Origin of the sequence: Enterobacter cloacae complex sp. AR_0002, assembly GCF_001922365.1 — a bacterium.
GTDB lineage: Bacteria > Pseudomonadota > Gammaproteobacteria > Enterobacterales > Enterobacteriaceae > Enterobacter > Enterobacter hormaechei_C.
The window spans coordinates 3,345,822-3,370,549 of sequence record NZ_CP018814.1; the positions used below are offsets into that span (position 1 = coordinate 3,345,822).

15 protein-coding genes and 3 rRNA genes are annotated in these 24,728 nt (G+C 55.4%); 6 read left to right on the forward strand and 12 right to left on the reverse strand.

Going from position 1 to position 24,728, the window contains the following annotated elements; genetic code table 11:
* Positions 1–29 precede the first annotated feature (29 nt).
* Both yjbE and pgi read right to left on the reverse strand, forming a co-directional pair.
* A complete protein-coding gene (gene yjbE, locus AM329_RS16605; RefSeq protein WP_003860341.1) occupies positions 30–272 on the reverse strand; it encodes an exopolysaccharide production protein YjbE in 243 nt (80 codons plus the stop codon).
* A 366-nt stretch (positions 273–638) separates the two neighbouring features.
* Positions 639–2,288, reverse strand: coding sequence for a glucose-6-phosphate isomerase (gene pgi, locus AM329_RS16610; RefSeq protein WP_003860343.1), 1,650 nt, complete (start codon positions 2,286–2,288; stop codon positions 639–641).
* Between the two features lie 374 nt (positions 2,289–2,662).
* Between pgi and lysC the strand changes: the two genes are divergently transcribed.
* From lysC to AM329_RS16625, 3 genes are all read left to right on the forward strand, one after another.
* Positions 2,663–4,012 (forward strand): lysine-sensitive aspartokinase 3, encoded by a 1,350-nt coding sequence (gene lysC / locus AM329_RS16615; protein WP_032608241.1) that lies wholly within the window; start codon positions 2,663–2,665, stop codon positions 4,010–4,012.
* A 93-nt stretch (positions 4,013–4,105) separates the two neighbouring features.
* Positions 4,106–5,050, forward strand: a complete 945-nt coding sequence (gene panS / locus AM329_RS16620; RefSeq protein WP_032608239.1) for a ketopantoate/pantoate/pantothenate transporter PanS — start codon at positions 4,106–4,108, stop codon at positions 5,048–5,050.
* Positions 5,051–5,100: 50 nt separating this feature from the next.
* A complete protein-coding gene (locus AM329_RS16625) occupies positions 5,101–5,373 on the forward strand; it encodes a DUF3811 domain-containing protein (RefSeq protein WP_003860346.1) in 273 nt (90 codons plus the stop codon).
* Here the strand turns inward: AM329_RS16625 and rluF are convergent, their stop codons facing one another.
* Positions 5,374–6,246 (reverse strand): 23S rRNA pseudouridine(2604) synthase RluF, encoded by an 873-nt coding sequence (gene rluF, locus AM329_RS16630; protein WP_003860347.1) that lies wholly within the window; start codon positions 6,244–6,246, stop codon positions 5,374–5,376. It abuts the gene before it with no gap.
* 197 nt (positions 6,247–6,443) lie between these two features.
* On the opposite strand from rluF, the gene AM329_RS16635 reads away from it, so the two are divergent.
* Together AM329_RS16635 and AM329_RS16640 are read left to right on the forward strand one after the other, a co-directional pair.
* Positions 6,444–6,746, forward strand: coding sequence for a type II toxin-antitoxin system RelE/ParE family toxin (locus tag AM329_RS16635; protein ID WP_023315213.1), 303 nt, complete (start codon positions 6,444–6,446; stop codon positions 6,744–6,746).
* 6 nt (positions 6,747–6,752) lie between these two features.
* A complete protein-coding gene (locus AM329_RS16640; RefSeq protein ID WP_032610152.1) occupies positions 6,753–7,040 on the forward strand; it encodes an addiction module antidote protein in 288 nt (95 codons plus the stop codon).
* Here the strand turns inward: AM329_RS16640 and AM329_RS16645 are convergent.
* Positions 7,037–8,668 (reverse strand): Na/Pi cotransporter family protein, encoded by a 1,632-nt coding sequence (locus AM329_RS16645; RefSeq protein ID WP_032610151.1) that lies wholly within the window; start codon positions 8,666–8,668, stop codon positions 7,037–7,039. The genes AM329_RS16640 and AM329_RS16645 overlap by 4 nt on opposite strands.
* Positions 8,669–8,784: 116 nt before the next feature.
* The gene (metH, locus tag AM329_RS16650; RefSeq protein WP_032608238.1) at positions 8,785–12,468 is read right to left on the reverse strand and encodes a methionine synthase; all 3,684 of its coding nucleotides are present in this window, start codon (positions 12,466–12,468) and stop codon (positions 8,785–8,787) included.
* Between the two features lie 193 nt (positions 12,469–12,661).
* Between metH and iclR the strand changes: the two genes are divergently transcribed.
* Positions 12,662–13,489 carry a glyoxylate bypass operon transcriptional repressor IclR gene (gene iclR, locus AM329_RS16655; protein WP_003860353.1) on the forward strand — a complete coding sequence of 276 codons (828 nt, stop codon included), beginning with the start codon at positions 12,662–12,664 and terminating at the stop codon, positions 13,487–13,489.
* A 23-nt stretch (positions 13,490–13,512) separates the two neighbouring features.
* Here the strand turns inward: iclR and aceK are convergent, their stop codons facing one another.
* The 7 genes from aceK to AM329_RS16690 all read right to left on the reverse strand — a co-directional run bounded on the left by aceK (position 13,513) and on the right by AM329_RS16690 (position 24,506).
* Positions 13,513–15,264, reverse strand: a complete 1,752-nt coding sequence (aceK, locus tag AM329_RS16660; RefSeq protein WP_032608237.1) for a bifunctional isocitrate dehydrogenase kinase/phosphatase — start codon at positions 15,262–15,264, stop codon at positions 13,513–13,515.
* A 51-nt stretch (positions 15,265–15,315) separates the two neighbouring features.
* Positions 15,316–16,620 (reverse strand): isocitrate lyase, encoded by a 1,305-nt coding sequence (aceA, locus tag AM329_RS16665; RefSeq protein ID WP_003860356.1) that lies wholly within the window; start codon positions 16,618–16,620, stop codon positions 15,316–15,318.
* A 31-nt stretch (positions 16,621–16,651) separates the two neighbouring features.
* Positions 16,652–18,253: a malate synthase A gene (gene aceB, locus AM329_RS16670; RefSeq protein WP_003860359.1), complete on the reverse strand. Its 1,602-nt coding sequence runs from the start codon at positions 18,251–18,253 to the stop codon at positions 16,652–16,654.
* Positions 18,254–18,522: 269 nt separating this feature from the next.
* Positions 18,523–19,452, reverse strand: coding sequence for a homoserine O-succinyltransferase (gene metA, locus AM329_RS16675; RefSeq protein WP_003860360.1), 930 nt, complete (start codon positions 19,450–19,452; stop codon positions 18,523–18,525).
* Positions 19,453–19,676: 224 nt separating this feature from the next.
* Positions 19,677–19,792: ribosomal RNA gene (gene rrf, locus AM329_RS16680) — 5S ribosomal RNA — on the reverse strand.
* 70 nt (positions 19,793–19,862) lie between these two features.
* Positions 19,863–22,766: ribosomal RNA gene (locus tag AM329_RS16685) — 23S ribosomal RNA — on the reverse strand.
* Positions 22,767–22,964: 198 nt separating this feature from the next.
* A 16S ribosomal RNA gene (locus AM329_RS16690) occupies positions 22,965–24,506 on the reverse strand.
* The 16S, 23S and 5S rRNA genes sit together here, the layout of an rRNA operon.
* Positions 24,507–24,728 lie beyond the last annotated feature (222 nt).

Consider the following 24,728-nt stretch of genomic DNA (forward strand, 5'->3'; position numbering starts at 1 on the left):
AAGTGTGGTTATGATTAAAACACCCGGTATTACTGGGTGCTGGTCGTCGTAGTGGTCGTGGTTCCGGTATTGGAGCCATCACCGCCACCGGTTGCCGCCAGCGCGACACCCACGGCTGAACTTACGGCGCTGGTGCTGGCTGCGGTAGAACTCCCCGCAGACGCAGACGTCGCTGCCGACCCTGCTGCTTCCCCGACCTGGACCGGAGCTGCATAGACAGACGTCGCCGCAAGCGCAGATATGGCAAAAATGCCATACAGTACTTTCTTCATAACAATTTCCCTTCAATGAATGAATGGAGATTTGCCCGAAAAGAAATTCAGGCGGATTCGAGTATACACAACTAAAGCAGTGGGTTTACCGTGGGGGTAAATAGGGATGAGGTTTTCAGACTAATGGTTAAAAATGGAAGGAAAAAAGAATCAAGTAAATATATAATCAATATAAATCAATAATTTATAATATAAGAACATTAAAGCATCACTCCGTATTTTCTTAAAATAAACCTCAGCAATTAACGGGGTTACTGTCTTTTTCGGATTAAACTCAGATTCAGAATTTGAGATAACTAACAGACATCAGGAATTATCCGATAAAAAAATGCCGGCATATCGCCGGCATTGTTCATGACATATTTATTACGCACGCCAGGCTTTATAACGGTTAATCAGACCATTGGTGGAGCTGTCGTGGCTGTCGATCGCTTTATCGTCACCCAGCTCTGGCAGAATGCGGTTTGCCAGCTGTTTGCCCAGCTCAACGCCCCACTGGTCAAAGGTGAAGATGTTCAGAATAGCGCCCTGAGTGAAGATTTTGTGCTCGTAGAGGGCAATCAGCGCCCCCAGGCTGAACGGCGTGATTTCGCGCAGCAGGATGGAGTTAGTTGGACGGTTGCCTTCGAACACTTTAAACGGCACCACGTGCTCCAGCGTTGCCGGATCTTTACCCTGATCACGGTACTCCTGCTCAACCACCTCGCGGGATTTACCGAACGCCAGCGCTTCGGTCTGGGCGAAGAAGTTAGACAGCAGCTTCGGATGGTGGTCGGACAGTGGGTTGTGCGTAATCGCCGGGGCGATGAAATCGCACGGTACCATTTTGGTGCCCTGGTGGATCAGCTGGTAGAACGCGTGCTGACCGTTGGTGCCCGGCTCGCCCCAGATGATTGGGCCAGTCTGGTAATCCACCGCGTTGCCGTTACGGTCAACGTACTTGCCGTTGGATTCCATGTTGCCCTGCTGGAAGTAGGCCGCAAAGCGGTGCATGTACTGGTCGTACGGCAGAATCGCTTCGGTTTCAGCGCCGAAGAAGTTGTTGTACCAGATCCCGATCAGCGCCAGCAGTACCGGCAGGTTTTTCTCAGGCGCGGTGGTGGAGAAGTGTTTGTCCATCGCGTGCGCGCCGGAGAGCAGCTCAACGAAATTGTCGAAGCCGACGGACAGAATGATGGACAGGCCGATTGCAGACCACAGAGAGTAGCGGCCGCCAACCCAGTCCCAGAACTCGAACATGTTCGCCGTATCAATGCCGAACTCGCCTACCGCTTTACCGTTGGTGGACAGCGCCGCAAAGTGTTTCGCCACGTGCTTTTCGTCGCCCGCGGTTTTCAGGAACCAGTCGCGCGCGCTGTGGGCGTTGGTCATGGTTTCCTGAGTGGTGAAGGTTTTAGACGCCACCAGGAACAGCGTGGTTTCCGGGTTCACCTTTTTCAGCACTTCAGCGATGTGGGTCCCATCGACGTTGGACACGAAGTGCATGTTGAGGTGGTTTTTGTACGGGCGCAGCGCCTCGGTCACCATGAACGGGCCGAGGTCAGAGCCGCCGATACCGATGTTTACGACGTCGGTGATCGCTTTGCCGGTGTAGCCTTTCCAGCTACCTGAGATGATCGCTTCGGAGAAGGTTTTCATCTTTTCCAGCACCGCGTTCACTTCCGGCATCACATCTTTGCCGTCAACGATGATTGGGGTATTGCTACGGTTGCGCAGCGCCACGTGCAGCACGGCACGGTCTTCGGTGCGGTTGATCTTCTCACCGGAGAACATGGATTTGATGGCATCTGCCAGTTCAGTCTCTTTCGCCAGATCTTGCAGCTTCGCCAGCGTCTCTTCGGTGATACGGTTCTTGGAGAAATCCACCAGCATCAGGTCATCGAAGGTGGCGGAAAACTTGCTGAAACGATCGGCATCTTTCGCGAACAGATCCGCGATGGTGACGTCTTTCATTTCATCAAAATGTTTCTGTAGTGCCTGCCATGCAGCGGTCTGCGTTGGGTTGATGTTTTTCATAGCAATACTCTTCTGATTTGAGAATTGTGACTGCGGTCGATTGTAGCGCCTGCAAATAAAAATTGTGATGGTTTTTATGCCATTGCCCTGGTCTGCATCAAACGCAGGTGAAAAGACCCGAAAAGTATAGCTGCTGTCGCGCCCTTCCGGCGTGGCGAAATGTTGGTCAAAAAGGGGTAAAAAGGAGCATAAAATATGGGCCTGTTATAAGTCCTGTTTCTGAGGGGTACCCCCCCATGAAAAATCCGCATAATCCCAGCATTGACAGGACCTCCCCCGCATTTTATTTATAGGGCCGTATTTTGCGCCTGCACCTGTTCTCGCTTCATTCTTGTGCCAAGGTCGCTCTATTCATTCCCTGACACGAGGTTGTTATGACGAGTTTTGTGGTCGCCAAGTTTGGCGGCACCAGTGTGGCAGACTACGATGCCATGAACCGCAGCGCCGATGTGGTGCTGGCCGATCCGAATACCCGCCTGGTGGTACTTTCCGCCTCAGCCGGCGTGACGAACCTGCTGGTTTCTCTGTCTGAAGGACTGGAAGCGACCGAGCGTTTCGTGAAGCTGGATGCACTGCGCAAAATTCAGTTCGACATTCTCGAGCGTCTGCAAAACCCGAACGTCATTCGTGAGGAAGTGGAACGCCTGCTGGAAAATATCACCACTCTGGCCGAAGCCGCGTCGCTGGCAACCTCTACCGCCCTGACCGATGAGCTGGTCAGCCACGGTGAACTAATGTCTACCCTGCTGTTCGTTGAGATCATGCGCGAGCGCAATATTCAGGCGCAGTGGTTCGACGTGCGTAAAGTCATGCGCACCAGCGACCGCTTTGGCCGCGCCGAGCCGGACGTGGAAGTCCTGGCTGAGCTGACTAACCAGCAGCTTGCCCCGCGCCTGAATGAAGGCATAGTGATCACCCAGGGCTTTATCGGCAGCGAAGCCAAAGGGCGCACAACCACGCTGGGCCGTGGCGGTAGCGACTACACCGCCGCCCTGCTGGGTGAAGCCCTGCACGCCACCCGCGTGGATATCTGGACGGACGTGCCGGGAATCTACACCACCGACCCGCGCGTGGTCTCTGCGGCAAAACGTATTGACGTGATCGCCTTTGAAGAAGCGGCTGAAATGGCGACTTTCGGCGCGAAAGTGCTGCACCCGGCCACGCTGCTGCCCGCCGTGCGCAGCGACATTCCGGTCTTCGTTGGCTCAAGTAAAGATCCAAAGGCGGGCGGGACGCTGGTCTGCAAGAAAACCGAGAACCCGCCGCTGTTCCGCGCGCTGGCCCTGCGTCGTAAGCAGACGCTGGTTACCCTGCACAGCCATAATATGCTGCATTCCCGCGGCTTCCTGGCAGAAGTGTTTGGCATCCTGGCGCGCCACAATATCTCTGTAGATTTGATTACCACTTCCGAAGTGAGTATTGCGCTGACGCTGGACACCACCGGTTCAACCTCAACGGGTGATACCCTGCTGACGCAGTCGCTGCTGATTGAGCTTTCCGAGTTGTGCCGTGTGGAAGTAGAAGAAGACCTGGCGCTGGTGGCCATCATCGGCAACAAGCTGTCGCGCGCCTGTGGCGTGGGTAAAGAGGTGTTCGGCGTGCTCGACCCGTTCAATATCCGCATGATCTGCTACGGTGCATCCAGCTACAACCTCTGCTTCCTGGTCCCTGCCGATCAGGCCGAGCAGGTCGTGCAGAAACTTCATCAGAATTTGTTTGAATAAAATTCGTTAGCACGTTAAACAATATCGATAAGCCGGGCACAGACCCGGCTTTTTTATAACAAAACAACACGACAATACTGCAAGGAATTCACTATGCTCTCCGCTATCACCCGGCTGTTCCCGTTATGGGCGCTGCTGCTCTCCGTACTCGCGTATTACACTCCTGCCACGTTCACGGGCATTGGTCCGTGGGTCACCACGCTACTGATGCTGATTATGTTCGGCATGGGCGTGCATCTGAAAATTGACGATTTCAAACGCGTGCTGTCTCGCCCGGCGCCGGTTGCCGCAGGGATTTTCCTGCACTACCTGGTGATGCCGCTCGCGGCCTGGCTGCTGGCGATGGCCTTTAATATGCCGCCCGACCTTTCCGCCGGGATGGTGCTGGTGGGGAGCGTCGCCAGCGGCACGGCATCTAACGTCATGATCTATCTGGCGAAAGGCGACGTGGCGCTTTCCGTCACTATCTCGTCCGTTTCCACGCTGGTGGGCGTGATTGCCACGCCGCTGTTAACCCGCCTGTACGTGGACGCACATATCCAGGTGGACGTGATGGGCATGCTGCTCAGCATCCTGCAAATCGTGGTGATCCCGATTGCGCTGGGGCTGGTGATCCACCATCTCTTCCCGCGGGTGGTAAAAGCGGTTGAGCCGTATCTGCCCGCGTTTTCGATGATCTGCATACTGGCCATTATCAGCGCCGTGGTAGCCGGTTCCGCATCGCACATTGCTTCGGTGGGCTTTGTGCTGATCGTCGCGGTTGTGCTGCATAACACTATTGGTCTGCTGGGCGGTTACTGGGGCGGGAAGCTGTTTGGCTTTGACGAATCCACCTGCCGCACGCTGGCGATCGAAGTGGGGATGCAGAACTCCGGCCTGGCGGCGGCGCTGGGTAAAATTTACTTCTCACCGCTGGCAGCGCTACCGGGGGCGCTGTTCTCCGTCTGGCATAATCTGTCCGGTTCGCTGTTAGCAGGGTACTGGTCCGGTAAGCCGATTGATGACCAACCGAAAAAAGATGCGGTGAAACAGGGTTAATTGTCCCGGCTTGCTTTACACTGAAGCCTCCCCATCAGGAGGCTTCAGCAATGGCTACACCACGTTTGACCCAGAAAGACATGACCGAAGCCGAGCAGCGCGAACTTAAAACGCTTCTCGACCGCGCCCGCATCGCGCATGGCCGCACGCTGACGAACGCCGAAACCAATCAGGTTAAAAAAGAGTACATCGACAAGCTGATGGCGCAACGTGAAGCTGCGGCGAAAAAAGCCCGCAAGCTGAAAAAAGAGCAGGCTTATAAGCCGGATGCAGAGGCGACCTTTTCCTGGTCCGCCAATACATCAACCCGTGGAAGGCGCTAATTAGCGCCCTTTCTTTTTGCGCCCCGGCTGGGTAAAGCGTTTTCCGTTACCCGGCTTGCCCCGCCCTTTCTCTTCTGCCTGCGGTGCCTTCACCACCGGACGTTTAATCGCCTGCGTTTTCGGTTTGGCTTTGGCTTTCGGCTTCGCTTCGGACGAGGAGTTTTCGATAAGTTTGAACAGCTCGATCAGCTCGTCGTCCGTTAAGTCACGCCACTCGCCCAACGGGATCCCGGACAGGCTGACGTTCATGATGCGCGTGCGTTCCAGCTTCGTCACTTCGTAACCGAAGTACTCGCACATGCGGCGGATCTGGCGGTTCAGGCCCTGCACCAGCGTGATACGAAACGCAAACGGCGCCTCTTTTCTGACTTTACACTTCTTCGTCACGGTACCCAGAATCGGCACGCCTGCGCCCATCCCGCGAATGAACTCGTCCGTCACCGGCTTGTTCACCGTCACGATGTACTCTTTCTCGTGGTCGTTACCGGCACGCAGAATTTTGTTGACCAGATCGCCGTGGTTGGTGAGGAAAATCAGCCCCTGAGAGTCTTTATCCAGACGGCCAATCGGGAAAATGCGGCTGCTGTGGTTCACGAAATCAACAATGTTGTCCCGCTCGCCATCTTCCGTGGTGCTGACAATCCCAACCGGTTTGTTCAACGCGATAAACACCAGGTCTTCGGCATCACGCGGTTCGATGACCTGACCATTCACTTTCACCACATCGCCAGGTACCACCTGATCACCAATGGTGGCGCGTTTGCCGTTAAGAAACACGTTACCCTGTTCAATGTAACGGTCAGCCTCGCGACGTGAGCAGATCCCGCTCTCGCTAATGTATTTGTTTAATCGGGTTGATTGAGTTGGCAGCATAGTTTCTCCTGTGAAGGGCGAAATATACCTTAGGTTTGGGCTGGAAAAAAAGATTAGCCGACGGTTACTGAGACGGGTTTTTTAGTTTGCGAGACGCTTTCAGGATTTAGCGTCAGGCTATTTATCCTTGAGCTAACTCCTTTTAGCTTTACTCTCCAGAGACAATTGCTTGTAGTTTATAAATCACAGGGAGTAATATGAAGGAGATCGTTCAGACAGAATCCTTCCGACGCTGGGAGCAAAATTTAAAGGACAGGCGGGCAAAGACGATTATCGCTTCCCGCCTCTTTAGGCTGGCAAATGGCTTAGCGGGCGACATTAGACCCGTGGGGGAAGGTATCAGTGAACTGAGGATCCACTTTGGCCCGGGCTACAGAGTCTATTTTAAGGACCAGGGCAATTGCATCATCGTGCTGTTATGTGGTGGTGACAAAAGCAGCCAGGCCAGAGACATACTTATGGCAAAAATGCTGAGCAATGTATCCCAATGGCAGGAGTGAATGAGCATGCATAAATTAACACCCTACGATCCAGCCAACGCACTGGTGGATGACGAGGAAATCGCTGTGTTTATGGCTGATGCATTAGAGACGGGTGACTCAGCGTACATTGCTAAAGCGCTGGGCGTCATCGCCCGAGCGAAAGGGATGTCGACCATTTCCCTGCAAACGGGCCTGTCACGAGAACAACTGTATCGATCATTCAGTGATAAGGGGAACCCAACGCTCAAAACCACGCTGGCGGTCATGAAAGCATTGGGCCTTGGGTTAACAATCAAACCCTCTGGGGATTAATACTCATCCCGCTCGTCGTCTTCATCCGGTTGCTCCATCACGCTGTACGCCACCGCGCAGAACAACGAGTTGAGACGTTTCATATCGCCCAGCAGCCCCAGATGGAGCGAGCTGGTTTCGATACTCTGCACGTTCTGCTGATGCAGACGCTCAACGTGGGCGTGCGAGTAGCGGCGATTAAGGATGCGGAAACGATGCTTGTTGCGGCGCAGGCGGCGCGCGCTCGGCACGTCGCTGGAGAAGAAGACCGACATCGCCAGCTTCAGGTTGCTGACCAGCTGTTCGTGCAGCGCTTCCAGCTCCTTCAGCCCTTCCACAGAAAACGCCCGACGTGCTGCCAGGGATTTGTCCGCGATTTCACTGCCCATACGCTCGACAATATCCGAAGCCTGCTCCAGGTTAAGCGACATCTCAATGATTTCCGCCCAGCGGCGGGATTCCTCTTCCGCCAGCTCGTCCTGGGGGATCCGCGCCAGATAGAGCTTGATGGCGGTATACAGCACGTTGATATCGTCCGCCAGCCTGCGCAACTCTTTTTCTTCGCGCGGCTCGCCGTGCATCACCTTTTGCAACCCTTCCAGCATGGTTTCCATCGCGTCACCCATGCGCAGCGTTTCGCGGGCGGCATTGGCGATGGCCAGCGCGGGCGTGTCCAGCACAGAGGTGTCCAGATGCTTCGGTTTAAGGCGCGCGTCCAGCTCCGGTTCATCACGAATTAGCCGCTCGCAGAAGCGGGCCATCGGCGCGGCAAACGGCACCATCGCCAGGCAGCGCACCAGGTTGTAGAAGACGTGGAAGTAGATCACCAGCTCCGCTTTCGGCAGAGAGAGATTGTCCATCAGGTTCGCCAGCGGGTGCACAAACGGAAGAATGATCAGGCTACCCACCAGCTTGAAGAGCAAACTCCCCAGCGCCACGCGGCGGGCGGCAGCGTTGGCGGCGCTGTTGTTGAGCATCGCCAGCAGGCCAGAGCCGAGGTTGGCACCGATCACCAGGCACAGCGCCACCGGGAAGGAAATGACCCCTGCGGCGGTTAAGGTCGCCGTCAGCAGGACCGCTGCCAGGCTGGAGTAGCTGACGATGGCGAATACTGCGCCGATCAGCGCATCCAGCATAATATCGCCGGTTAACGAGGCGAAGATGATCTGTACACCGTTGGCCTGGGTGATCGGCGTGACAGCCTGCACAATCAACTCCAGCGCCAGCAGGATCAGCCCGAGGCCAATACCGACGCGGCCAAGCTGCCCGGCACGGCTTTGCTTACGGCCGAGGAAGAAAATGACGCCGATAAAAATCAGCAGCGGCGACAGCCAGGAGAGATCGAACGTCAGGATACGCGCCATCAGCGCGGTACCGACGTCGGCGCCCAGGACAATCACCAGCGCCGGGGCGAGCGCCACCAGATCCTGCGCCACGAACGAGGTGACGAGCATGGTGGTGGCGTTGCTGCTTTGCACCAGCGCCGTGACGCCAATACCCGCGCAGAAGGCGAGCGGCTTCTTCTCAACGCTGCCGCTGAGAACGGTACGTAAACGTGCGCCAAACACACGCATCACGCCGGTACGAACGATATGGGTGCCCCATACCAGCAGTGCGACTGCGGAGAGCAGGTGTAACAACGTCAACACGGTAGGCATTCCTCCTTATCGTTATTCGTTTTCCTGAGGTTCAGTATAAGGGTTTAAACGTAAGAAAGAGACAAGGCACCATAGCGGTGCCCTGTTTGTTGTAAGGAAAAGTGACGTTAGTCTGCGTCGTAGCCTAAATTCGGCGCCAGCCAGCGTTCCACCTCTGACACGCTCATGCCTTTACGCAGAGCGTAATCCTCAATCTGATCGCGCTGAAGCTGTGCCACGGCGAAGTACTTGCTGTCCGGATGGCTGAAGTACCAGCCGGAAACGGACGCGCCCGGCCACATGGCAAATGACTCGGTGAGCTTCATGCCCGTATGCGCTTCTACGTCCAGCAGTTTCCAGATAGTGCCCTTCTCGGTATGTTCCGGACACGCCGGATACCCCGGTGCCGGACGAATGCCCTGGTAGTTTTCGCGGATCAGCTCCTCGTTGCTGAGGTTCTCATTCGCCGCGTAGCCCCAGTGCACCTTACGTACGCGCTCGTGCAGATACTCGGCAAAGGCTTCCGCCAGGCGATCGGCAATCGCTTTCACCATGATTTTGTTGTAATCATCGTGCTGCGCGTCGTACGCATCCGCCAGCGCGTCTTCTTCCAGACCGCCGGTTACGGCAAAGGCGCCGATATAGTCGGCTTTACCGGAGAGTTTCGGTGCGACGAAATCCGCCAGGCAGTAGTTGGCAAAGCCCACTTTCTCGGTTTGCTGGCGCAGATGGTGGCTCACGGCCAGCACATGGGTGCGGGTTTCATCGCGGTAGATTTCCACGTCGTCGCCCACGCGGTTCGCCGGGAACAGCCCCACCACGCCGCGCGGGTTGAGGGCTTTCTCTGCGCTCAGCCTGTCGAGCATGTCGTTAGCATCTTTAAACAGGCGCTTCGCCTCTTCGCCCACCACCTCATCTTCAAGAATGCGCGGATATTTGCCCGCCAGCGACCAGGTCATGAAGAACGGCGTCCAGTCGATGTAGTTACGCAGCGTTTCGATGCTGGCCGTCACGTCCTGCACGCCCAGACGGTGTGCGACCGGCGGCGTATAGCTGGACCAGTCGAACGCCAGATCGTTTTCGCGCGCCGCCTGAAGCGAAACCGGCGGCGTGCGCGGTTTCTTACGTCCATGCTGAATGCGGACGGTTTCATACTCTTTGCGGGTGCGGGCGACAAAGTCATCGCGCTGGGTGTCGGACAGCAGCGCGGAGACCACGCCCACGGTGCGCGAGGCGTTTTGGACATACACCGTCGGCCCACTGTAGTTCTGCTCGATTTTCACCGCCGTGTGGGCTTTCGAGGTGGTTGCCCCGCCAATCAGCAGTGGAATGGTGAAGCCCTGGCGCTCCATCTCTTTTGCCACGTTGACCATTTCGTCCAGCGACGGCGTAATCAGCCCGGAAAGACCAATCAGATCCGCATTCACCTCACGCGCGGTCCTGAGGATTTTATCCGCCGGGACCATCACGCCAAGATCGATAATTTCGTAGTTATTACACTGCAACACCACGCCAACGATGTTTTTGCCGATGTCGTGTACGTCGCCCTTCACGGTGGCGATGACCATTTTACCGTTACTGGAGCCCTTCTCTTTGCTGGCTTCGATAAAGGGTTCCAGATACGCCACGGCCTGTTTCATGACGCGGGCGGATTTCACCACCTGCGGCAGGAACATTTTGCCCTCGCCGAACAGATCGCCGACCACGTTCATGCCGTCCATCAGCGGCCCTTCGATCACTTCAATCGGACGGGCGGCCTGCTGACGCGCTTCCTCAGTATCCTCCTCGATAAACTCGGTAATGCCTTTTACAAGCGAGTATTCCAGACGCTTATTCACATCCCAGGAGCGCCATTCGGCCTGTTGAACGTTGGCTGATTCGTCAGATTTACTGCCGCGGTATTTTTCCGCCAGATCCAGCATGCGTTCGGTGGCGTCGTCACGACGATTGAGGATCACGTCTTCTACGGCGTCGCGCAGCTCGGCTGGCAGATCGTCGTAAATTGCCAGCTGGCCGGCGTTGACGATCCCCATGTCCATCCCGTTGCGGATGGCATAGTAGAGGAACACGGCGTGGATCGCCTCACGAACCGGGTCGTTGCCGCGGAACGAGAACGAGACGTTTGACACGCCGCCGGAGATCAGCGCATGCGGCAGTTCGCGTTTAATGTCTTCACACGCGCCGATGAAGTCCTGGGCGTAGTTGTTGTGCTCTTCGATGCCGGTCGCGACGGCGAAGATGTTCGGGTCGAAGATGATGTCTTCCGGCGGGAAGCCCACCTCTTCGGTCAAAATTTTGTACGCGCGGCGGCAAATCTCAATCTTGCGCTCGCGGGTATCGGCCTGACCCACTTCATCGAAGGCCATCACCACCACGGCGGCCCCGTAGCGACGCACCAGCTTCGCGTGGTGGATAAAGGTATCGACCCCCTCTTTCATTGAGATAGAGTTAACGATGCCTTTGCCCTGAATGCACTTCAGCCCTTTTTCGATGACGTCCCATTTGGAGGAGTCAATCATGATCGGCACGCGGGCGATATCCGGCTCACCGGCAATCAGGTTGAGGAAACGCACCATCGCCGCTTCGGCGTCGAGCATCCCCTCGTCCATGTTGATATCGATAATTTGCGCGCCGCTTTCCACCTGCTGGCGGGCAACGTCCAGCGCTTCGCTGTACTTCTCTTCTTTGATCAGGCGCTTGAACTTCGCAGAACCGGTAACGTTAGTACGTTCACCCACGTTCACAAACAGGCTGTCGTCGCCGATGGTCAACGGCTCCAGGCCGGACAGACGACAGGCTACCGGAAGCTCGGGTAGCTTGCGCGGTGGAAGCCCGGCGACGGCGCGGCTCATGGCGGCGATATGCTCCGGCGTGGTGCCGCAGCAGCCGCCGACGATGTTGAGGAAGCCAGATTCGGCCCACTCGCGGATTTGCGCCGCCATGGTGTCGGCATCCAGATCATACTCACCGAACGCGTTCGGCAGACCGGCGTTCGGGTGGGCGGTGACGTAGCACTCTGCGATGCGCGAAAGCTCCTGCACGTACTGGCGCAGCTCGTCCGGCCCCAGCGCGCAGTTCAGGCCGAAGGAGAGCGCTTCGGCATGGCGCAGAGAGTTATAAAACGCTTCGGTTGTCTGGCCGGAAAGCGTGCGCCCCGAGGCATCGGTGATGGTGCCGGAAATCATGATCGGCAGGTCGACGCCCAGCGACTCGAACTCCTCTTTTACCGCGTAAATTGCCGCTTTGGCGTTGAGGGTGTCGAATACGGTTTCAATCAGGATCAGGTCGGAGCCGCCTTCCACCAGCGCTTTAGTGGACTCCCGATACGCGGCCACCAGCTGGTCAAAGGTGATGTTACGATACGCCGGGTCGTTGACGTCCGGAGAAATCGACGCGGTGCGGTTGGTTGGGCCCAGCACACCGGCTACGTAGCGCGGCTTGTCCGGCGTACGGGCCGTCCATTCGTCGGCGCAGGCGCGCGCCAGCTTCGCCGCTTCAAAGTTGATCTCCGCCGACAGGGATTCCATCTGGTAATCCGCCATGGCGATGGTTGTCGAGTTGAAGGTGTTGGTTTCTACAATATCCGCACCCGCTTCGAAGTAAGCGTTGTGGATATCTATGATGACTGACGGTTTGCTTAACACCAGCAGGTCATTGTTCCCTTTCAGGTCACAAGGCCAGTCGGCAAAGCGCTCGCCGCGGAAATCGTCTTCACTCAGACGATAGCCCTGGATCATGGTGCCCATGCCGCCGTCCAGCACCAGAATTCGTTCATTTAACTGCGCACGCAGTTGCTCTACTTTGCTGCTCACACTTGCTCCCGACAACGCTCAACATGGCCAAAAGGCTGCGTTCCATACTGGCATAATCTCGCAGGGTCGAAAAGTCACACAGCGGTAACATGAGACATGTTCACTATCACTCCTCCGATCAGTCAGGAAAGCGGTTGCAAAACCACCAAATAAAACGAAAATGATTTCCACGATACAGAAAAAGGAGTTCGTCATGGTTACGACCGTTCCCGCTAAACGCGGCAGAAAACCTGCTGCAACCACCGCTGCACAACCTGGCGGACAGGTTCAATCCCTGACGCGCGGCCTGAAGCTGCTGGAATGGATAGCCGAATCGCACGGCAGCGTGGCCCTGACGGAGCTGGCGCAGCAGGCTGGCCTGCCGAACTCCACCACGCACCGTCTGCTGACCACCATGCAGCAGCTGGGATTCGTGCGTCAAGTGGGCGAGCTGGGACACTGGGCGGTGGGGGCGCATGCGTTTATTGTCGGCAGCAGCTTCCTGCAAAGCCGCAACCTGCTGGCGATTGTCCACCCGATTCTGCGCAAGCTGATGGAGGAGTCCGGCGAGACGGTAAACCTGGCCGTACTGGATCAGAGCGATCACCAGGCGATTATTATCGACCAGGTGCAGTGTACGCAGCTGATGCGCATGTCCGCACCGATTGGCGGCAAGCTGCCGATGCACGCCTCTGGCGCAGGGAAAGCGTTTCTCTCGCAGCTGAGCGAAGAGCAGGTAACGGGGCTGCTGCACCGTAAAGGGCTGCACGCCTATACCCACGCCACGCTGGTGTCGCCCGTACATCTGAAAGAAGATCTGGCTCTGACCCGCAAGCGCGGCTATTCGTTTGATGACGAAGAACATGCCCTCGGGCTGCGCTGCCTCGCGTCCTGCATTTTTGACGAGCACCGCGAGCCGTTTGCCGCCATCTCCATCTCCGGGCCGATTTCACGCATGACCGACGACCGCGTCACCGAGCTGGGCGCGATGGTGATTAAGGCCGCGAAAGAGGTGACGCTGGCGTATGGTGGGATTCGTTAAACGTGCATTGCCGCCTGATGCCCTCACCCCGGCCCTCTCCCACAGGGAGAGGGAGAAAAGCGGATGCAAAACCGCTGCTTGCGGCGGTAAGCGTAGACATCTTCCACGTGTCCGTTTTTGATCCGCGTTTGCAGCCCGCGCCAGTAGCTGGCGCGGAACAGATCGGCATGCATCTCTTCGAATAGCGGCCCGATGCGCGGGTCGGCACACAGCCAGTGGCGAAACTCCTCCGGAAACACATCGCCCGGCGATACGCTGTACCACGGCTCGCTGGACAGTTCATCTTCCGGATAGCGCGGCGGCGGGATATCGCGGAAGTTCACCTCGGTCATGTAGCAAATTTCATCGTAATCGTAGAACACCACCCGCCCGTGACGGGTGACGCCGAAGTTTTTAAACAGCATGTCGCCGGGGAAAATATTGGCGGCGGCGAGCTGGCGAATCGCATTGCCGTACTCTTCAATGGCGTCTCGTAAAGCCTGGCCTTCGGACTGCTCCAGCCAGATATTTAACGGCACCATCCGGCGTTCGATATAGAGATGGCTAATCGCAATCTTATCGCCAAGATCGGTAATTTTCGTCGGCGCTTCCTGCATTAGCAGCGACATCAGCGACGGATCGATCTGCTGCTTATCCAGCACAAAGTTTTCAAACTCCTGGGTATCGGCCATTCGCCCGACACGATCGTGCTCTTTAACCAGCTGATAGCAGGCGCGAACGTGCGCGGCGCTCATCTCCTTCTGCGGGGCGAATTTATCCTTAATCACCTTAAACACGCGGTCGAAGCCCGGCAGTGTGAAAACCAGCATCACCATGCCGCGGATCCCCGGCGCTTCGATAAACTGCTCATCAGCCGTGGTGACATAACGCAGGTATTCCCGATAACTTTCCGTTTTGGCATGCTTCTGACAGCCAATCGCCATGTACAGCTCGGCGGTGGTTTTGCCCGGCAGGATCTCGCGCAGCCACTCCACCAGGGCGGCAGGCAGTGGGGCATAGACCATGAAATAGGAACGGGCGAAGCCAAATACGATACTGGCCTCAGCGCTGGTAGTCAGGCAGGTATCGACAAACAGTTGGCCGTCGTCGGTACGGTGAATGGGCAGCAGAAACGGCACGATGGCTGTCGGCGTAACCAGTTTGCCCACCAGCCAGGCGGCCTTATTCCGGTAGAAAAGCTCGTTGGCAACCTGCAAATGGCTGCGGCTGAGCACCTCCTCGCCGAAGGTTTCATTGAGATACGCATGGATATAGCCGATATCCCGGGGTTTATTCTCCCACGGCAGGCGCAGCGGCAAATCCGTTAAGACGCGGTGCAGGAGCTTTTCCCAGCCGCGATCGGGAAAGAAATCTTTCGCCAGCGGACGCGGAATGGTACGGAAGCGGCGCTCCGGCTGGGAGCTGAAGATAAATAACCGCTCAGGAGATAATGAGCGGTGGTCAAATAACCGGCAATAGACGGAGTTGAAAAAGCTCTCCGCAATCTCGAAGCGCGGGTAGTCGGGTAACAGATGGTTGTAATGCTCTTTCACGCGCAGTAAAAAATCCGCATCCGGGCTTTTACCGTCGGTGATACAGCGCAGTTGCTCCACCACCAGACCTACATGGTGATCATAAAGATGGATACGCTGCTTCATGGCCTGCTGAACCGCATGCCAGTCGGCGTGCTCAAAACGCTGTTGCGCGCCGGAGGTGACTTCCAGAAAGCGGCCATATTGGGCATCGAAGCCCTGCAAAATAGTTTGGGCAATCAGTAATTCCAGACCACGCGACATATATTCCCCCTCACCCCAACCCTCTCCCCGAGGGGGGAGAGGGGGAAAAGATTAGAACTGTGCTTCTTCCGTTGAGCCCGTTAATGCCGTGACGGAGGAGGCCCCGCCCTGAATAATCGTGGTCACATTATCGAAGTAGCCGGTTCCCACTTCCTGCTGGTGCGAAACGAAGGTATATCCCTCTTTGCCTGCCGCAAATTCTGGCTGCTGCACCTTCTCAACATAGTGCTTCATGCCTTCGCCCTGCGCGTAGGCGTGCGCCAGGTCGAACATGTTGAACCACATGCTGTGGATACCCGCCAGGGTGATGAACTGGTACTTGTAGCCCATATCCGACAGCTGCTGCTGGAAGCTGGCGATGGTGGTATCGTCCAGATTCTTTTGCCAGTTGAAGGACGGCGAACAGTTATAGGCCAGCAGCTTGCCCGGATACTTCGCATGAATCGCATCGGCAAAACGCTTCGCCAGCGCCAGATCCGGCGTGGAGGTTTCACACCAGACCAGGTCAGCGTAAGGGGCATAGGCCAGACCGCGGCTGATGGCCTGTTCGATACCGGCATGCGTGCGATAGAACCCCTCGCTGGTGCGCTCGCCGGTAATAAATTCGCTGTCGTACGGATCGCAGTCAGAGGTGATCAGGTCCGCCGCATCAGCATCGGTACGGGCAATCACCAGCGTCGGCACGCCGAGCACGTCAGCAGCCAGACGCGCGGCAACCAGCTTTTGGATCGCTTCCTGGGTTGGTACCAGCACTTTCCCGCCCATATGCCCGCACTTCTTGACCGACGCCAGTTGATCTTCAAAGTGAACGGCCGCTGCACCGGCCTCAATCATGGATTTCATCAGCTCAAAGGCGTTCAGCACGCCGCCGAAACCGGCTTCCGCATCGGCGACGATCGGCAGGAAATAGTCTATAAAACGCGGATCGTGGGGTTCGATACCCGCGGCCCACTGGATCTGATCCGCACGGCGGAAGGTATTGTTGATCCGATCCACCACTGACGGCACCGAGTTCGCCGGATAAAGAGATTGATCCGGATACATGCTGGAGGCAAGGTTAGCATCCGCCGCGACCTGCCAGCCGGAAAGATAGATAGCTTCAATGCCGGCCTTCGCCTGCTGCAATGCCTGACCGCCAGTCAGTGCGCCGAGGCTGTTGATATAGCCTTTTTTAGCTCCCCCGTGCAGCAGATCCCACATTTTTGCCGCGCCGTTCTGCGCCAGCGTACATTCCGGGTTAACCGAGCCACGTAACTTCACCACTTCCTCTGCGCTGTACGGGCGGCGAATGCCTTCCCAGCGCGGTTGGGTCCACTCTTTTTGTAACTCTTCGATCTGTTGGGTACGGGTTTTCATGTGCAGATGCTCCATATTGTTATGTGGTGAATTACGCCAGGAAGCGGTAGCCCGGCAGGGTCAGGAAGTCGATTAAGTCATCAGAGGTGGTGATTTGCTCCATCAGACGTGCAGCATCGTCAAAACGCCCACTGCTGAAGCGGTGCTCGCCCAGTTCGTCCTGGATGACCCGCATCTCTTCGGCCAGCATCTGACGGAACAGGGCTTTGGTTACCGGTTTGCCGTTGCTGAGCGTTTTTTGATGGTGGATCCACTGCCAGATGGAGGTACGTGAAATTTCCGCCGTGGCGGCATCTTCCATCAGGCCGTAAATCGGCACGCAGCCGTTGCCGGAGATCCATGCCTCGATGTACTGCACGGCGACGCGAATATTGGCGCGCATGCCCTCTTCCGTACGCTCGCCCGCACACGGCGCGAGCAACTGTTCTTCTGCGATGGGCGCATCATCTTCACGGGTGACAAACAGCTGGTTTTTGTTGTCGCCGAGTACGCGGTTAAAGACTTCCATCGCCGTATCGGCCAGACCGGGATGGGCAATCCACGTCCCGTCGTGGCCATTACGGGCTTCCAGCTCTTTATCGGCTTTCACCTTGTTGAGCACATGGTTGTTACGCTCAGCATCTTTGCTCGGGATAAAGGCCGCCATGCCGCCCATCGCAAAGGCGCCGCGTTTGTGACAGGTCTTAATCAGCAGGCGCGAGTAGGCGCTGAGGAACGGTTTATCCATGGTCACAACCTGACGATCCGGCAATACCCGGTCGGCATGGTTTTTCAGCGTTTTGATGTAGCTGAAGATGTAATCCCAGCGGCCGCAGTTCAGGCCCACAATATGGTCACGCAGCGCATGGAGGATCTCATGCATCTGGAATACGGCAGGCAGGGTTTCAATCAGCAGCGTGGCTTTAATGGTGCCGCGCGGCAGGCTGAAGCGGTCTTCTGCGTAGCTGAAAACTTCACTCCACCACGCCGCTTCCTGCCAGGACTGGGTTTTCGGCAGATAGAAATAGGGGCCGCTGCCTTTCGCCAGCAGGTTTTTATGGTTGTGGAAGAAGTACAGCGCAAAGTCGAACAGGCTGCCCGGAATCGCTTCTCCGCGCCAGGTGACGTGCTTTTCTGGCAAATGCAGACCGCGTACGCGACAGATCAGCACCGCCGGATTCGGTTTGAGCTGGTAAATTTTACCGGCTTCGTTGGTATAGCTGATGGTGCCATTGACGGCGTCGCGCAGGTTGATCTGCCCGTCGATAACTTTCTGCCAGTCCGGTGCCAGCGAGTCTTCAAAATCGGCCATAAAGACTTTGACGTTGGCATTCATGGCGTTGATCACCATTTTGCGCTCTACCGGGCCGGTGATCTCCACACGACGATCCTGTAAATCTTCAGGGATTCCGCGGATTTTCCAATCACCATGACGAATGGAAGCAGTTTCCGAAATAAATCCTGGCAACTTGCCGTTATCGATCCCCTGCTGTTGGTGAATGCGCGCCGCCAGCAGTTTATTACGCTGTGGCGTAAAGCGAGTCACCAGTTCAGTCAGAAACTCTACCGCTTCTGCCGTCAAAACTTGCTGTTCTTGCTCACCATTCGGCTGGGTAAAGGTCAGTTCATCGACCGTTGTTGCCTGTTGAGTCATCGTTCTGCTCCTCATCAAAGATCCAAATCACGCCCCCGACGCGAGCGAAAGATCGTTGTGTAGTTTTCGCTCAGCAGAATTAAGACTATCTATAATTTTTCCAAAATCAAAAACAATTTCCATTTTAATTTTAATTGCAACGCAACTTCATGATTACTATAGAGTTAAAGTTTCCTGGTATGTTGAACAGGATTTCGGAAATAAAAAAGGCACCCGAAGGTGCCTGATCTGAATAGCTGAAACGCTTTAGGATCGTTTAATGCAGACGATTACTCCAGCGTCGGATTCATGTGGCGAAGATCGTACGGCGTAATCTGGTAGACGTAATAGTTGAGCCAGTTGGTAAACAGCAAATTTCCATGACTACGCCAGGTTGCCCGAGGCGTGTTTTGTGGATCGTTTTTCGGGAAATAGTTGTACGGGACATCCGGATTCAGACCCGCTTCAACGTCACGAAAATACTCTGCCGCGAGGGTATGCGGATCGTACTCAGGATGGCCGGTAACGAACGCGATGCGTTTGTCTTTACTGGCGAACAGGTAGGCATCGCCGTCTTCCGTTTCGGCCAGGATTTCCAGGTCGGTGTAATCTCGGATCAGCTGTGCCGGAAAATCGGCGTAGCGAGAATGCGGGGCCAGGAAAGTGTCATCGAAACCACGCGTCAGCAGCGCATGCGGGTGAAGGATGTGGTGTTCGTATACGCCAGAAAGTTTGTCGCTGCGGGTTTGCTTGGGAATGCCATAGAGGATATTCAGTGCGGCCTGTACCGCCCAACAGACAAATAAGGTGGACGTGACGTGATCTTTTGCCCACTCCAGCACCTGCCTGATCTGTGGCCAGTAGGCAACGTCATTAAATTCCACCAGACCCAGCGGTGCGCCGGTGACGATCAGCCCATCGAAATTCTCATCGCGAATATCTTCAAAATTACAGTAGAAGTTATTCAGATGCTCAGCAGGCGTGTTGCGTGACTCACGCGCGTCAATGCGCAGCAGCTGGATATCAACCTGAAGCGGAGAGTTGGAGAGCAAACGCAAGAACTGGTTCTCTGTTTCGATCTTCTTTGGCATCAAATTAAGGATCAGCACCTTCAGCGGGCGAATTTCCTGACCAGAAGCACGCGAAGTTGTCATTACGAAGACATTCTCTTCACGCAAGAAATTGACGGCTGGTAGCTCGTCCTGCACCCGAATCGGCATAACCTTAAATCCTCACAGCATACGTATAAACGTTTAGACATCCAGACAGCTAACGATACCCAGAAACGGGGTTAATGTCGAGCCTGCAAGCGTAAGGTGAGAAAGTTTCAAGGAGGGGATGGTGCGGTTTGGTGCCCTCACCCCGGCCCTCTCCCACAGGGAGAGGGAGAAAAACAAAAGCAAAAAACCCCGCACCTTACGGTACGGGGTTCTTCTTGTTTGATGCCTGGCAGTTCCCTACTCTCACATGGGGAGACCCCACACTACCATCGGCGCTACGGCGTTTCACTTCTGAGTTCGGCATGGGGTCAGGTGGGACCACCGCGCTAAAGCCGCCAGGCAAATTCTGTTTAATCTGTATCAGGCTGAAAATCGTGTCTGTCTCTTCGCCAAAACAGCTTCGGCGTTGTAAGGTTAAGCCTCACGGTTCATTAGTATCGGTTAGCTCAACGCATCGCTGCGCTTACACACCCGACCTATCAACGTCGTCGTCTTCAACGTTCCTTCAGGAGACTCAAGGTCTCAGGGAGAACTCATCTCGGGGCAAGTTTCGTGCTTAGATGCTTTCAGCACTTATCTCTTCCGCATTTAGCTACCGGGCAGTGCCATTGGCATGACAACCCGAACACCAGTGATGCGTCCACTCCGGTCCTCTCGTACTAGGAGCAGCCCCCCTCAATTCTCCAGCGCCCACGGCAGATAGGGACCGAACTGTCTCACGACGTTCTAAACCCAGCTCGCGTACCACTTTAAATGGCGAACAGCCATACCCTTGGGACCTACTTCAGCCCCAGGATGTGATGAGCCGACATCGAGGTGCCAAACACCGCCGTCGATATGAACTCTTGGGCGGTATCAGCCTGTTATCCCCGGAGTACCTTTTATCCGTTGAGCGATGGCCCTTCCATTCAGAACCACCGGATCACTATGACCTGCTTTCGCACCTGCTCGCGCCGTCACGCTCGCAGTCAAGCTGGCTTATGCCATTGCACTAACCTCCTGATGTCCGACCAGGATTAGCCAACCTTCGTGCTCCTCCGTTACTCTTTGGGAGGAGACCGCCCCAGTCAAACTACCCACCAGACACTGTCCGCAACCCGGATCACGGGTCTACGTTAGAACACCAGCCATTAAAGGGTGGTATTTCAAGGATGGCTCCACGCAGACTGGCGTCCACGCTTCAAAGCCTCCCACCTATCCTACACATCAAGGACCAGTGTTCAGTGTCAAGCTATAGTAAAGGTTCACGGGGTCTTTCCGTCTTGCCGCGGGTACACTGCATCTTCACAGCGAGTTCAATTTCACTGAGTCTCGGGTGGAGACAGCCTGGCCATCATTACGCCATTCGTGCAGGTCGGAACTTACCCGACAAGGAATTTCGCTACCTTAGGACCGTTATAGTTACGGCCGCCGTTTACCGGGGCTTCGATCAAGAGCTTCGCGTTGCCGCTAACCCCATCAATTAACCTTCCGGCACCGGGCAGGCGTCACACCGTATACGTCCACTTTCGTGTTTGCACAGTGCTGTGTTTTTAATAAACAGTTGCAGCCAGCTGGTATCTTCGACTGATTTCAGCTCCGTCCGCAGGGACTTCACCTACATATCAGCGTGCCTTCTCCCGAAGTTACGGCACCATTTTGCCTAGTTCCTTCACCCGAGTTCTCTCAAGCGCCTTGGTATTCTCTACCTGACCACCTGTGTCGGTTTGGGGTACGATTTCGTGTTACCTGATGCTTAGAGGCTTTTCCTGGAAGCAGGGCATTTATCACTTCAGCACCGTAGTGCCTCGTCATCACACCTCAGCGTTAACAAGGTACCGGATTTACCTGGAACCTCCGCCTACATGCTTAAACCGGGACAACCGTCGCCCGGCTGACATAGCCTTCTCCGTCCCCCCTTCGCAGTAACACCAAGTACAGGAATATTAACCTGTTTCCCATCGACTACGCCTTTCGGCCTCGCCTTAGGGGTCGACTCACCCTGCCCCGATTAACGTTGGACAGGAACCCTTGGTCTTCCGGCGAGCGGGCTTTTCACCCGCTTTATCGTTACTTATGTCAGCATTCGCACTTCTGATACCTCCAGCATGCCTCACAGCACACCTTCAACGGCTTACAGAACGCTCCCCTACCCAACAACACATAGTGTCGCTGCCGCAGCTTCGGTGCATGGTTTAGCCCCGTTACATCTTCCGCGCAGGCCGACTCGACCAGTGAGCTATTACGCTTTCTTTAAATGATGGCTGCTTCTAAGCCAACATCCTGGCTGTCTGTGCCTTCCCACATCGTTTCCCACTTAACCATGACTTTGGGACCTTAGCTGGCGGTCTGGGTTGTTTCCCTCTTCACGACGGACGTTAGCACCCGCCGTGTGTCTCCCGTGATAACATTCTTCGGTATTCGTAGTTTGCATCGGGTTGGTAAGCCGGGATGGCCCCCTAGCCGAAACAGTGCTCTACCCCCGAAGATGAGTTCACGAGGCGCTACCTAAATAGCTTTCGGGGAGAACCAGCTATCTCCCGGTTTGATTGGCCTTTCACCCCCAGCCACAGGTCATCCGCTAATTTTTCAACATTAGTCGGTTCGGTCCTCCAGTTAGTGTTACCCAACCTTCAACCTGCCCATGGCTAGATCACCGGGTTTCGGGTCTATACCCTGCAACTTAACGCCCAGTTAAGACTCGGTTTCCCTTCGGCTCCCCTATACGGTTAACCTTGCTACAGAATATAAGTCGCTGACCCATTATACAAAAGGTACGCAGTCACACCCGAAGGTGCTCCCACTGCTTGTACGTACACGGTTTCAGGTTCTTTTTCACTCCCCTCGCCGGGGTTCTTTTCGCCTTTCCCTCACGGTACTGGTTCACTATCGGTCAGTCAGGAGTATTTAGCCTTGGAGGATGGTCCCCCCATATTCAGACAGGATACCACGTGTCCCGCCCTACTCTTCGAGTTCACAACCTGTGCATTTTCGTGTACGGGACTATCACCCTGTACCGTCGGACTTTCCAGACCGTTCCACTAACACACAAGCTGATTCAGACTCCGGGCTGCTCCCCGTTCGCTCGCCGCTACTGGGGGAATCTCGGTTGATTTCTTTTCCTCGGGGTACTTAGATGTTTCAGTTCCCCCGGTTCGCCTCGTTAACCTATGTATTCAGTTAACGATAGTGTGTCGGAACACACTGGGTTTCCCCATTCGGACATCGCCGGGTCAAAGGTTCATATCACCTCGCCGGCGCTTTTCGCAGATTAGCACGTCCTTCATCGCCTCTGACTGCCAGGGCATCCACCGTGTACGCTTAGTCGCTTAACCTCACAACCCGAAGATGTTTCACTTCTGATTGCGAAAATTTGAGAGACTCGAACACACATGAGCTGTGTGTCGTTTCAATTTTCAGCTTGATCCAGATTTTTAAAGAGCAAAACTTCTTAATGCACTCAAAAGTACATTCAGAAGTTCATCATTCATCAGACAATCTGTGTGAGCACTGCAAAGGCAGGTTCTTTAAGGTAAGGAGGTGATCCAACCGCAGGTTCCCCTACGGTTACCTTGTTACGACTTCACCCCAGTCATGAATCACAAAGTGGTAAGCGCCCTCCCGAAGGTTAAGCTACCTACTTCTTTTGCAACCCACTCCCATGGTGTGACGGGCGGTGTGTACAAGGCCCGGGAACGTATTCACCATGGCATTCTGATCCACGATTACTAGCGATTCCGACTTCATGGAGTCGAGTTGCAGACTCCAATCCGGACTACGACGCACTTTATGAGGTCCGCTTGCTCTCGCGAGGTCGCTTCTCTTTGTATGCGCCATTGTAGCACGTGTGTAGCCCTACTCGTAAGGGCCATGATGACTTGACGTCATCCCCACCTTCCTCCAGTTTATCACTGGCAGTCTCCTTTGAGTTCCCGGCCGGACCGCTGGCAACAAAGGATAAGGGTTGCGCTCGTTGCGGGACTTAACCCAACATTTCACAACACGAGCTGACGACAGCCATGCAGCACCTGTCTCAGAGTTCCCGAAGGCACCAATCCATCTCTGGAAAGTTCTCTGGATGTCAAGAGTAGGTAAGGTTCTTCGCGTTGCATCGAATTAAACCACATGCTCCACCGCTTGTGCGGGCCCCCGTCAATTCATTTGAGTTTTAACCTTGCGGCCGTACTCCCCAGGCGGTCGACTTAACGCGTTAGCTCCGGAAGCCACGCCTCAAGGGCACAACCTCCAAGTCGACATCGTTTACGGCGTGGACTACCAGGGTATCTAATCCTGTTTGCTCCCCACGCTTTCGCACCTGAGCGTCAGTCTTTGTCCAGGGGGCCGCCTTCGCCACCGGTATTCCTCCAGATCTCTACGCATTTCACCGCTACACCTGGAATTCTACCCCCCTCTACAAGACTCTAGCCTGCCAGTTTCGAATGCAGTTCCCAGGTTGAGCCCGGGGATTTCACATCCGACTTGACAGACCGCCTGCGTGCGCTTTACGCCCAGTAATTCCGATTAACGCTTGCACCCTCCGTATTACCGCGGCTGCTGGCACGGAGTTAGCCGGTGCTTCTTCTGCGGGTAACGTCAATCGACAAGGTTATTAACCTTATCGCCTTCCTCCCCGCTGAAAGTACTTTACAACCCGAAGGCCTTCTTCATACACGCGGCATGGCTGCATCAGGCTTGCGCCCATTGTGCAATATTCCCCACTGCTGCCTCCCGTAGGAGTCTGGACCGTGTCTCAGTTCCAGTGTGGCTGGTCATCCTCTCAGACCAGCTAGGGATCGTCGCCTAGGTGAGCCGTTACCCCACCTACTAGCTAATCCCATCTGGGCACATCCGATGGCAAGAGGCCCGAAGGTCCCCCTCTTTGGTCTTGCGACGTTATGCGGTATTAGCTACCGTTTCCAGTAGTTATCCCCCTCCATCAGGCAGTTTCCCAGACATTACTCACCCGTCCGCCACTCGTCAGCGAAGCAGCAAGCTGCTTCCTGTTACCGTTCGACTTGCATGTGTTAGGCCTGCCGCCAGCGTTCAATCTGAGCCATGATCAAACTCTTCAATTTAAAAGTTTGATGCTCAATGAATTAAACTTCGTAATGAATTACGTGTTCACTCGTTGAGACTTGGTATTCATTTAGTGTCCGAGGACATTAAGAATCCATGTCACTTTGAGTGCCCACACAGATTGTCTGATAAATTGTTAAAGAGCAGTGCAACGCGGCTTTCGCTCACCGTTGCGAGGTGGCGTATATTACGCTTTCCTCTTTCAGAGTCAACCCTGATTT

What these genes read in the sequence shown, in the direction of transcription:
- yjbE (WP_003860341.1), bottom strand. Translation starts at nt 272, where the DNA reads ATGAAGAAAGTACTGTATGGCATTTTTGCCATATCTGCGCTTGCGGCG.
- pgi (WP_003860343.1), bottom strand. Translation starts at nt 2,288, where the DNA reads ATGAAAAACATCAACCCAACGCAGACCGCTGCATGGCAGGCACTACAG.
- lysC (WP_032608241.1), top strand. Translation starts at nt 2,663, where the DNA reads ATGACGAGTTTTGTGGTCGCCAAGTTTGGCGGCACCAGTGTGGCAGAC.
- panS (WP_032608239.1), top strand. Translation starts at nt 4,106, where the DNA reads ATGCTCTCCGCTATCACCCGGCTGTTCCCGTTATGGGCGCTGCTGCTC.
- AM329_RS16625 (WP_003860346.1), top strand. Translation starts at nt 5,101, where the DNA reads ATGGCTACACCACGTTTGACCCAGAAAGACATGACCGAAGCCGAGCAG.
- rluF (WP_003860347.1), bottom strand. Translation starts at nt 6,246, where the DNA reads ATGCTGCCAACTCAATCAACCCGATTAAACAAATACATTAGCGAGAGC.
- AM329_RS16635 (WP_023315213.1), top strand. Translation starts at nt 6,444, where the DNA reads ATGAAGGAGATCGTTCAGACAGAATCCTTCCGACGCTGGGAGCAAAAT.
- AM329_RS16640 (WP_032610152.1), top strand. Translation starts at nt 6,753, where the DNA reads ATGCATAAATTAACACCCTACGATCCAGCCAACGCACTGGTGGATGAC.
- iclR (WP_003860353.1), top strand. Translation starts at nt 12,662, where the DNA reads ATGGTTACGACCGTTCCCGCTAAACGCGGCAGAAAACCTGCTGCAACC.
- aceK (WP_032608237.1), bottom strand. Translation starts at nt 15,264, where the DNA reads ATGTCGCGTGGTCTGGAATTACTGATTGCCCAAACTATTTTGCAGGGC.
- aceA (WP_003860356.1), bottom strand. Translation starts at nt 16,620, where the DNA reads ATGAAAACCCGTACCCAACAGATCGAAGAGTTACAAAAAGAGTGGACC.
- aceB (WP_003860359.1), bottom strand. Translation starts at nt 18,253, where the DNA reads ATGACTCAACAGGCAACAACGGTCGATGAACTGACCTTTACCCAGCCG.
- metA (WP_003860360.1), bottom strand. Translation starts at nt 19,452, where the DNA reads ATGCCGATTCGGGTGCAGGACGAGCTACCAGCCGTCAATTTCTTGCGT.